A 9,712-nucleotide genomic window follows, 5' to 3' on the forward strand; every position below is an offset into this window, starting at 1 on the left:
AGAATGTTTATGCACGCGACGAATCTTTGCCCTGGCATTGAGTTTTCGGACACACAGGTTTGCGGCCGTGGGCTGCTACACTGGGAGGGCGATACTCCATGGCGCCTGTAGCAATGCTTTTGCGCGCAATGAGCGCACTGGTTTGGATGGCCTTGGCCGTAGCCGTGCGTGCAGAAACCTTTGCGCTGACGTCTTCGGATTACACCGAGGGTGACACCTTACGCGCCGCACAGCTGTACTATGGGCTGGGTTGTAACGGCGAGAATATCTCGCCCCAGTTAGCCTGGTCTGGCGCACCCGCGGGTACACGCAGTTTTGCTGTGGTGATGGAGGATATTGACGCGCCTGCGGCAATCGATGCCTGGCACTGGGTTGTGTTTAACATTCCCGCCGAGGTCACCGAGTTGCCAGCTGGCAGCGGTGATCCCAAAGTTGGTCTGCTACCGGAGGCGATACAAAGCCGCTCGAGCTTCGGTGATCCCGGTTATGCTGGCGCCTGTCCGCCAGAGGGGCAGGGGGCGCATCGTTATCAATTTCGTGTCTATGCCCTCAAGGTAGAGCAGTTGGCACTGGGTGATGAAGCTCCCGCCGCCGAAGTGGCCGCCCAGATTGAAGCCAACAAGTTGGCCGAAGCACAATTAGAAGTAAAAATAGGTCGCTAGGGGTTCCGTTTTGTCTCGGGCCTTAGCGCAGAAACTTCAGGCAAGCCGATAAAAGGAAGAAGAGCCTGCCCATGCAAGAACCAAAAATGACCTGGGGACAGGCACTACGGGTTTACCTAAAACCCAAAGTGCTGGCAATGTTTTTTCTCGGCTTTTCTGCCGGCCTACCGTTCCTGTTGGTGTTTTCAACACTGGCGGCTTGGCTCACGGATTATGGTGTGAGCCGAACCACGATTGGTTTCTTTGGCTTGGTTGGCCTTACTTATTCCATTAAGTTTGCCTGGGCGCCGGTGATCGATCATCTGCGCATTCCTTTCTTTAATGGTATGTTGGGAAAACGCCGTAGCTGGTTGCTTCTATCGCAACTGGGCATTGCCCTTTGTCTGTTTTTTCTCGCCAATCTCAATCCACAGCTTGCCCTGACGAAAATTGCACTGATCGCCGTGGCTGTTGCGTTTTGTGCCGCGTCTCAGGACGTGGTAATTGACGCGTTTCGCATTGAATCCGCCAGTGAAGAACTTCAAGGCGCCATGGCTGCCAATTATGTATTTGGCTATCGAGTGGCGTTATTGGTAGCCGGAGGTGGTGCACTGTACATTGCCGATATTGCGGACTGGTCGACTTCCTATCTCAGCATGGCGTTGTTGATGGGGGTTGGCATCATTACCACTCTAGTGGTTGCCGAGCCTGATCATACCAAGGCGGCGGAATTGGCCAAACCGTTTGAGCGTGCTTGGATAGAGCGAATCTGGGGCTCCGGGGAGCACAGCGGATTAAAAGAATGGTTTGTAAAAGCGGTTGTCTGCCCAGTAATTGATTTCTTCAAACGCAACGGGCGCTTTGCATTGATCCTTTTGCTGCTAATCGGTATTTATCGAATTAGTGACCTTGCCATGGGTGTTATGGCTAACCCGTTTTACTTGGATCTGGGCTTTTCAAAAACAGATATTTTCCAGATCGTAAAAGTCTTTGGTTTCTTCTTTTCAATTCTCGGGGCCTACCTCGGTGGGTTGCTTGTTGTGCACTACGGTATTATGCGCCCACTGATTCTGGGCGCAGTGATGGTTTCTGCGACCAATCTTCTATTTGCGCACATGGCACAGATCGGGCCAGATAAGAATTGGCTGGCGATCCTGATTAGTGCTGATAATGTCAGCGCGGGCATTTCTAATACGGTGTTCATCGCCTACCTGTCGAGCCTGGTCAACCAAGAGTACACGGCGACGCAATACGCCCTGTTCAGCTCTTTGATGACTTTACCGGGCAAATTTATCAGTGGGTTCTCCGGGATCGTTGTGGACTCTATGGGGTACTCCGTATTTTTTACCTATGCGGCGATTCTCGGGATACCGGCGATCCTATTGGCGGTCTATGTCTGGTGGCGAGACAACCGCAAGGTTGAGGTGGATGCACCGACGACTAGTTAGGAGTGCTGCGTTACGGCCGCCAGAGGAATTGTTTAAGATCGACTTTACCGTGTATCAGGACTATACCCTCTGCCTCTAGTCTACTTTTCTGCCTCTGATACCCTGGTTCTGGAATTGAAATACGCCCCTGCGCATTGAGCACTCGGTGCCACGGCAGGGTGGTATCCCGCGGTAACTTGCGTAGGGTTTGTCCCACCAGCCTCGCTGCTCTTGGCAACCCAGCCATCTCGGCCAATCCCCCATAGGTCACCACTCGTCCCGTCGGCACCTGCGCAAGTGCAAGGCAGATGCGACTTGTGGCATCATTGTTTGCTGACATTGGTTTCTGCACCATGTGTTATCCGGATGTTTGGAAACTTTTTCATTTTGCCGAACTCCTGAATTATTAGTTTCTCGCAATTAATAATGTCAAGCTATCGGAAGGTTGTTTCGTGCTGTCTGTTGTACCTCGTTTTCCCGCTTTTGCCGCGAAATTTTTCTCCTCTTTTTCAAAAAGTTGGCTGAAAGTTGCGCCAGTCTCTTTTTTCGTCTTTGCGCTGGGCGCGTCCACTGCGCACGCCGGAGTGCTGAGCCTGGCCAACGGCGACCGCATTTATGGTGAGCTGGTGGTCGTGGAAAAAGACCATGTAATCTGGCGGTCGGAAACCTTCGGCGATATCACGGTGGAGAAAGCCAAGATTCTGTCGCTGGAGACCGATAAGGATCTGAAGATTGCGGGGCGAGATGAACCATGTGCGCTTGCTGGTCACCGCCGCCAGCAGTGGGAGCTGTACTGTGACGAAGGCGCTGGCTGGATCATGGATTTTCCCGCCATTGATCGCGCAGAGCCCTACGTAAACTTTGTCGGCAACCCCATCGTGCTGCACGGTAACGTGTCTGCGGCGGGAGTATTCGAGGATGGTAACCGCGAGAGACAGGACTGGGACGTCAATGTGAATTTTGACGTGCGCCATGGTGATTTTCACCATCTTATTGGCACCCAGTATCAGAATCAGAACAACCCCGAAATTGATGATCTGGAAAAGTATCGCCTTAGCTATGACTTGCGCTGGATCTTCGCGGAAAAATGGTTTGCCGCGGGTAACAGTGCGCTGCTGCGCGAAGAAGCGCGCAACCTTGAGCTCAGCACTACGCTCGGTCTCGGCCTTGGTTACCTGTTTTTCGACACGGATAAAGCTGCACTCTCTATCCAGGGTGGTGTGAGCAGTCTGCAGGACGAGTACATTGATCCAAGCCTCAATGAAAACTCGGGCAAGCGCTACGCCGCGGGCCGATCGGCCTGGGACTTTCGCTACAAGTTCGATTTAGGCCCCGAGGTTTATTACAACCAGGAAGTTCTCCAGTCCTTTGAAGGTAGTGAGGACTACCAGAGCAACGCGGAGATCGGCGTGCGCACGCCGCTGGTCAAAGGCATTTTGATGGAAGTGAAATACGCCTGGCAGTATGACAACACGCCTTCCATCGACAGCGAAAAACAGGATACAAAAATGACGGTCGGTGTGGGCTATTCCTGGTAAACCGATCGCAGAAAAATAACAAGCTCGACATGCCGAGCCTTCGACAAGAGTGATGAGAGTTTATGAAGATTAAAAATAGCGTTGTAGTGATCACCGGTGGTGGTCAGGGGCTGGGTCGCGCCATGGCTGAGCATCTGGCCAAGCAGGGTGCTCGCCTTGCCCTGTTGGATGTGAACCAGGACGCGCTGGACCAGAGCGTCGCGGCCTGTGAGGCGCTGGGTGCTGAGGCGCGCAGCTACAAGGTAGATGTCACCAGTGAAGAGGCGGTCGACCAGTGTTTTGCGGCGATTACCGCAGATTTCGGTGCGCTGGATGTTCTGGTGAACAACGCCGGTATTATGCGCGACGGCATGCTGCTGAAGGTTAAGGACGGTAAGGTGACCGATCGTATGTCGCTGTCCCAGTGGCAATCGGTGATCGACGTTAACCTGACCGGTGTCTTCCTGTGCGGCCGCGCTGCAGCCGGGATCATGGCGGAGCGGGGCAATGGCGGTGTGATCATCAATATCTCCAGTGTTTCCCGTGCCGGAAATATGGGGCAGACCAACTATTCCGCTTCCAAGGCGGGGGTAGCGACCATGAGCGTAACCTGGGCCCGTGAACTGGGGCGCTACGGGGTGCGTGTTGCGGCCATCGCCCCGGGGTTTATCGGCACCGAGATGGTTGCGCAGATGCGCCCGGAGATCCTCGAAGGCCTGATCAAACAGGTCCCCCTGCGCCGGATCGGCGAACCGGACGAAGTGGCCAGTACCGTGGCTTTTATCATTGAGAATGACTATCTCTCTGGCCGGGTGATTGAAATTGATGGCGGCGCCCGCATCTAATCCCCTCCTGTAACAATTTTGAAGTGCTCGTGGCTGTAGTTCGCAATATGGTTCGCAAGCGCTTCCCCAGAGACCCACACCATGCGTCCATTTCTACTGCTGTTCATCATCATGCCCATTCTGGAGATGTGGGTACTGATCCGTGTGGGTGAAGAAATCGGCGCGCTTCCGACCATTGGTCTGGTGCTGCTGACTGCCGTGGTGGGGTTGGCGCTGCTGAAGCGGCAGGGGCTATCCACCATCTTGCGCGCCCAGCAAAAAATGGCGCTGGGTGAACTGCCTGCTCAGGAAATGGCCGAAGGCATCTTCCTGGCGGTCGGTGGCGCATTGCTGCTTACCCCCGGCTTTATCACCGATGCGATTGGATTTGCCTGTCTTATCCCGGGTATCCGCCACCTGTTTCTCGGCAAACTGCTGAGCCATGTGGTGGTGGTGCGCGGGCCTGGTTACCCCCCGGGAAGCGATCATACGCGCGGTTCTCAATCTCAACCGGGTCAATCTCAGCCGGGAGAAAACCGCTCCCACGATGTTATCGAGGGTGACTTCAAACGCGAAGACAGTGATAAAGACCAGCGGTAATGCTGGTTTTTTGAGCAGTTTTGCCGCGGTTGGCCCTGTGCAGCCGAAATTCTGAAAAATTCTCCGGGTTTTTTTCTCCGCCGCCGTTGAAATCCCACTTCCCCTCCCACATATAGCTTCCACCTAGATTTTCCCTGCGCCCGAAGCTCGCGCGCAGGAATGGAGCCCGCCTCGCCAAGGGGGCTGGCCCACATGTAAATGCAACCCTAAAACGACTCATTGGAGAGCAATCCATGAAAATTCGTCCTTTACACGACCGTGTAGTCGTACGCCGTAAGGAAGAAGAACAGAAAACTGCCGGTGGTATCGTTCTGCCTGGCGCAGCAAAAGAAAAACCAAACCAGGGCGAAGTGGTTGCCGTGGGCGCAGGTAAGCAGCTGGACAATGGCGACGTTCGTGCACTGTCCGTAAAAGTGGGTGACACCGTTGTATTCGGTCGCTACGCGGACAGCAACACCCTCAAGGTGGACGGCGAAGAGCTGATCATCATGAGCGAAGGCGACATTTACGGCGTACTGGAAGGCTAAGGCCCGAGCCTAGCTTTAGCTAGCTCCAGCTCTTTCCAGTATTAGGCAACCACGAACAGAATTGAGGAATTAAGATCATGGCAGCAAAAGACGTAAAATTTGGTGACGACGCTCGCCAGAAAATGCTGAGCGGCGTAAACATCCTGGCTGACGCAGTAAAAACCACCCTGGGCCCGAAAGGCCGTAACGTGGTTCTGGACAAAGCCTTTGGCGCGCCGACCGTAACCAAAGACGGTGTATCTGTAGCCAAAGAGATCGAACTGAAAGACAAGTTCGAGAACATGGGCGCGCAGATGGTGAAAGAAGTTGCTTCTAAAGCCAATGACGCCGCCGGTGACGGCACCACCACCGCGACTGTACTGGCGCAGGCAATCGTTGTTGAAGGCCTGAAGTCCGTAGCTGCTGGCTTCAACCCGATGGATCTGAAGCGCGGTATCGACAAAGCGGTTGCCGCAGCCGTTGACCACCTCGCTGGCCTGTCCACTCCGTGTGAAGACAGCAAGTCCATTGCCCAGGTTGGCACCATCTCTGCGAACAGCGACGAGAGCGTTGGTACCATCATCGCTGAAGCGATGGAAAAGGTTGGCAAAGAAGGCGTTATCACCGTTGAAGAAGGTTCCGGCCTCGAGAACGAGCTGGACGTAGTTGAAGGTATGCAGTTTGACCGCGGCTACCTGTCTCCTTACTTCATCACCAACCAGGAAAACATGACCGCTGAGCTGGAAAGCCCGTTCATCCTGCTGGTCGACAAGAAAATCTCCAACATCCGCGACCTGCTGCCGCTGCTGGAGCAAGTAGCCAAGGCTTCCAAGCCGCTGCTGATCATCGCTGAAGACGTAGAAGGCGAAGCGCTGGCAACTCTGGTTGTAAACAGCATGCGCGGTATCGTGAAGGTTGCTGCGGTTAAAGCACCTGGCTTCGGCGACCGTCGTAAAGCCATGCTGCAGGACATCGCGATCCTGACCGGTGGTACCGTAATCTCTGAAGAAGTTGGCCTGGAACTGGAAGCCACCACTCTGGAGCACCTGGGTACCGCCAAGCGCGTAACCCTGTCCAAAGAAAACACCGTAATCGTTGACGGTGCTGGCGACGTAGCCGACATCGAAGCGCGCGTTAAGCAGATCCGTGCGCAGATCGAAGAATCTTCTTCCGACTACGACAAAGAGAAACTGCAAGAGCGTGTAGCCAAGCTGGCTGGCGGTGTTGCCGTGATCAAGGTTGGCGCAGCCACCGAAGTTGAAATGAAAGAGAAGAAAGCCCGCGTTGAAGACGCACTGCACGCTACCCGCGCTGCGGTAGAAGAGGGCGTTGTACCTGGCGGCGGTACCGCACTGGTCCGCGCTACTCAGGCAATCTCTGTAACTGGCGACAACGAAGACCAGAACCACGGTATCGCAGCAGCCCTGCGCGCCATGGAAATGCCTCTGCGTCAGATCGTGAGCAACGCTGGTGACGAAGCCTCCGTGGTTGTGGACAAGGTTAAGCAAGGCGAAGGCAACTTCGGCTACAACGCTGGTACCGGCGAATACGGCGACATGCTGGGCATGGGTATCCTGGACCCGGCCAAAGTAACCCGCTCTGCACTGCAGGCGGCAGCCTCTATCGCTGGCCTGATGATCACCACCGAAGCCATGGTTGCTGAACTGCCGGAAGACAAGCCGGCTGCCGGTGCACCTGACATGGGTGGCATGGGCGGAATGGGCGGTATGGGCGGCATGATGTAAGTCAGCCTTACCGACCTATCCAAAAAAGCCCCGCATTTGCGGGGCTTTTTTTATGGGTGAAAACTTTTCAGCTGGCTATAGAGTATACGGGGCGATTCTCTTCGATCCCTCGATTGGACGGTAGCCGATCGACGGGGCTCAACACGCCTTTCCCCCCTCTATTGACCACGTGTGTATAAATCTCTGTTGTCGCGATATCCGAATGGCCAAGTAACTCTTGAATAGTGCGTAAGTCGTAACCCGCTTCCAAAAGGTGCGTTGCAAAACTATGTCGGAACGCATGGGCCCGCGCCGGTTTGTTGACACCGGCAGCCTTAACAGCCTTACGGATATGTTTAGAAAGCGCCGTAGCGTGCAAATGATGACGACGCAGCTCGCCACTTCGAGGGCAAGGACCAATACGGGATGATGGGAACAAGAACTGCCACGCTGTATCTCTGGCTGCGTTGGGGTATTTCCGGGCGAGAGCGTCAGGCAAATAGACATCCCCAAAACCCGCAGCGATATCCTCTGAGTGTAGCAGCTTCACCCGCTCGATTTGTCGCTCCAGCAAAGGGATAAGTGCTTGCGGTAGCATAGTTGTACGATCTTTGTTCCCTTTGCCGCTGCGCACCAAAATGTTATTACTACCAAAATCGATGTCTTTCACTCGAAGTGCGAGGAGCTCCGCGCTCCGTAGACCCGTACCGTACATTAATTCGACCATAAGCCGAGGTGTGCGCTCCAGCTTTGACAAAATAGCCTGTATTTCAGTGCGGCTATACACAATTGGAAGACGGCGATATTGCCTTGCGGGCTTGAAGTTCAGACCATCGAGGCTTACGCCAAAATAGCGTTTGTACAAATAGACGAGCGCATTTAACGCAATCTTTTGTGTATTTACCGAGCAAAATTTATCCACAGATAAATTACTAAGAAACTCCTCTACTTCAACAACACCAAGCTCTTTTGGGTGGCGAAGTTTGTGAAAGTGGATAAATCGCTTTATCCAATGCACGTACGTCTGCTCCGTACGATAGGCGAGCCCGGCCTCCCGAATATGTCGTCTCAAGGAAGTTATGAACCTCGAGGAAGATTTCTCAATAGTGTGTCGGATGTCATCCATGACTAACTCCTATGTAACTGTTTTTATATACAGTAGTTGTGGCGGGGAGGCTAGTCAATAGCCGAAATATGAAACGAAGTCTCCTATTTCTAGAATCAAAGCTGTAAGTCATTGACTTTTAAGGCGGTTGAAATATGCTCAATAGCCTGTGGATGAAATAACCGACCGAAGCCAGGGGCTATATATTTCAGATGAATTTTGCGCCACGGGCAGCTTTCCCATTGATTTGAAATGAATTTTCGCAGTGAGGGAATTACTGGCAATTTAAATAGCGCCCAAAAATATATAAAGCCCTAGGCTTATGAATAAACTGTTAGCCTGATTTCGCTATGAACATAGACAAGCTCGCAAAAATCAAAAATCTGAATACCAGAGAGCAAAATGAGATTAGTAAATTCAACATAGCTAAAATTGCCAAGCTATTTCATGATACTGAGATTTTTCCTGATGCAATCCGCTGCTGGCTAAAATCGAATAACTTCTCAAAAGACAACTCTATACTTGTGGAGTTTGGTCAAGGCCCAATTTGTTGTGATTCCACTTTCAGTGGAACCTTACTGAACGAGGAGTTGGAGTTCTGGGAGTTCGAAATAGAGCTCGATGCAAAGAGTGGTAATATTGTTGAAATTTACGATTGGAAAAATATCACTAAAGAAATTTCAGTCACTGAGCATGCGAAAGGCGTCGGAAAGTCTTGGGGTTTCTTATGTGTCCAAGTGCTTCGGGAGCACCTCCAATCAGGCTAACAAGGTGCTGCAGGGGACGTCTTACTTTGTGCACATTTCGCGCAGTCGCTTCGCTCCTATTTTCGCGCAAAATGCGCACAAAGTAAGCCGTCCCTGAGCACGGCGTTATTGGTGCCGGTCGGTATTTTCTTGTTTTTTGTGGTTGCTGAAATTTTAGTGCCACTAAATAGCTTCCAATATTGAGCCGGTTTGGTCGGTTGCTATTCAATCAGTTCCGTTCCTAGAGTGTTCGGTCTGTTTCAGTAGAAGAGGGCAGTCCGGAGTTATCTTTTGGGGTGCCAGTAAGATGAAAAATAGTTGGGGAAAGTGCGGTATTCTTTCCTCGTAAATTTTAAGCAGTGGCCAGCCAAGTCGTGGCTGGCATAGTGCTAGTAGCTGGTTCAGAGTGCGGCCGCAATAACCAGGCTAGGCAAGATCGCCCAAGGCCCCTGCGGGGCCCCGGGCTGGACAGCCTACGCTGCGCTCCGGCTGCCCCTGCTAGCGGCGTTAAATGTCATCGTATTATGAGCTGCATAAACATTGAATCAGCCTTGTTTATTTCGTTTGGCGTTCTTCTGGCCGCGACAAACTTCTCTTCTTGGCGTATGCAAAAACATGTATT

General features: G+C 52.8%; 10 protein-coding genes. 8 read left to right on the top strand and 2 right to left on the bottom strand.

Features of this window, described 5'->3' with window-relative positions; genetic code table 11:
- The first annotated feature begins 98 nt into the window (after positions 1–98).
- Both KUV22_RS17015 and KUV22_RS17020 read left to right on the top strand, forming a co-directional pair.
- A complete protein-coding gene (locus KUV22_RS17015) occupies positions 99–662 on the top strand; it encodes a YbhB/YbcL family Raf kinase inhibitor-like protein (RefSeq protein ID WP_261319678.1) in 564 nt (187 codons plus the stop codon).
- A 71-nt stretch (positions 663–733) separates the two neighbouring features.
- Positions 734–2,089, top strand: coding sequence for an AmpG family muropeptide MFS transporter (locus KUV22_RS17020; RefSeq protein ID WP_222232976.1), 1,356 nt, complete (start codon positions 734–736; stop codon positions 2,087–2,089).
- A gap of 10 nt (positions 2,090–2,099) precedes the next feature.
- Here the strand turns inward: KUV22_RS17020 and KUV22_RS17025 are convergent, their stop codons facing one another.
- Positions 2,100–2,423 carry an MGMT family protein gene (locus KUV22_RS17025; protein WP_315856972.1) on the bottom strand — a complete coding sequence of 108 codons (324 nt, stop codon included), beginning with the start codon at positions 2,421–2,423 and terminating at the stop codon, positions 2,100–2,102.
- A gap of 229 nt (positions 2,424–2,652) precedes the next feature.
- Between KUV22_RS17025 and KUV22_RS17030 the strand changes: the two genes are divergently transcribed.
- From KUV22_RS17030 to groL, 5 genes are all read left to right on the top strand, one after another.
- Positions 2,653–3,606, top strand: coding sequence for a DUF481 domain-containing protein (locus KUV22_RS17030; RefSeq protein WP_224919700.1), 954 nt, complete (start codon positions 2,653–2,655; stop codon positions 3,604–3,606).
- 62 nt (positions 3,607–3,668) lie between these two features.
- Entirely contained in the window at positions 3,669–4,430 is a 762-nt protein-coding gene (locus KUV22_RS17035) for an SDR family oxidoreductase (protein ID WP_222232978.1), read from the top strand.
- Between the two features lie 81 nt (positions 4,431–4,511).
- Positions 4,512–5,009: an FxsA family protein gene (locus KUV22_RS17040; protein ID WP_222232979.1), complete on the top strand. Its 498-nt coding sequence runs from the start codon at positions 4,512–4,514 to the stop codon at positions 5,007–5,009.
- 233 nt (positions 5,010–5,242) lie between these two features.
- Positions 5,243–5,536 carry a co-chaperone GroES gene (locus KUV22_RS17045; protein WP_222232980.1) on the top strand — a complete coding sequence of 98 codons (294 nt, stop codon included), beginning with the start codon at positions 5,243–5,245 and terminating at the stop codon, positions 5,534–5,536.
- A gap of 77 nt (positions 5,537–5,613) precedes the next feature.
- Positions 5,614–7,260, top strand: a complete 1,647-nt coding sequence (gene groL / locus KUV22_RS17050; protein ID WP_222232981.1) for a chaperonin GroEL — start codon at positions 5,614–5,616, stop codon at positions 7,258–7,260.
- 67 nt (positions 7,261–7,327) lie between these two features.
- Here the strand turns inward: groL and KUV22_RS17055 are convergent, their stop codons facing one another.
- The gene (locus tag KUV22_RS17055) at positions 7,328–8,365 is read right to left on the bottom strand and encodes an integron integrase (protein ID WP_222232982.1); all 1,038 of its coding nucleotides are present in this window, start codon (positions 8,363–8,365) and stop codon (positions 7,328–7,330) included.
- A 329-nt stretch (positions 8,366–8,694) separates the two neighbouring features.
- On the opposite strand from KUV22_RS17055, the gene KUV22_RS17060 reads away from it, so the two are divergent.
- Positions 8,695–9,111, top strand: coding sequence for a hypothetical protein (locus tag KUV22_RS17060; protein WP_222232983.1), 417 nt, complete (start codon positions 8,695–8,697; stop codon positions 9,109–9,111).
- Positions 9,112–9,712: the final 601 nt, after the last annotated feature.

Origin of the sequence: Microbulbifer agarilyticus, from assembly GCF_019800665.1 — a bacterium.
GTDB lineage: Bacteria > Pseudomonadota > Gammaproteobacteria > Pseudomonadales > Cellvibrionaceae > Microbulbifer > Microbulbifer agarilyticus_C.

Excerpts from the sequence above, each read along its gene's own strand:
- KUV22_RS17015 (WP_261319678.1), top strand. The coding sequence starts at position 99 with ATGGCGCCTGTAGCAATGCTTTTGCGCGCAATGAGCGCACTGGTTTGG.
- KUV22_RS17020 (WP_222232976.1), top strand. The coding sequence starts at position 734 with ATGCAAGAACCAAAAATGACCTGGGGACAGGCACTACGGGTTTACCTA.
- KUV22_RS17025 (WP_315856972.1), bottom strand. The coding sequence starts at position 2,423 with ATGGTGCAGAAACCAATGTCAGCAAACAATGATGCCACAAGTCGCATC.
- KUV22_RS17035 (WP_222232978.1), top strand. The coding sequence starts at position 3,669 with ATGAAGATTAAAAATAGCGTTGTAGTGATCACCGGTGGTGGTCAGGGG.
- KUV22_RS17040 (WP_222232979.1), top strand. The coding sequence starts at position 4,512 with ATGCGTCCATTTCTACTGCTGTTCATCATCATGCCCATTCTGGAGATG.
- KUV22_RS17045 (WP_222232980.1), top strand. The coding sequence starts at position 5,243 with ATGAAAATTCGTCCTTTACACGACCGTGTAGTCGTACGCCGTAAGGAA.
- groL (WP_222232981.1), top strand. The coding sequence starts at position 5,614 with ATGGCAGCAAAAGACGTAAAATTTGGTGACGACGCTCGCCAGAAAATG.
- KUV22_RS17055 (WP_222232982.1), bottom strand. The coding sequence starts at position 8,365 with ATGGATGACATCCGACACACTATTGAGAAATCTTCCTCGAGGTTCATA.
- KUV22_RS17060 (WP_222232983.1), top strand. The coding sequence starts at position 8,695 with ATGAACATAGACAAGCTCGCAAAAATCAAAAATCTGAATACCAGAGAG.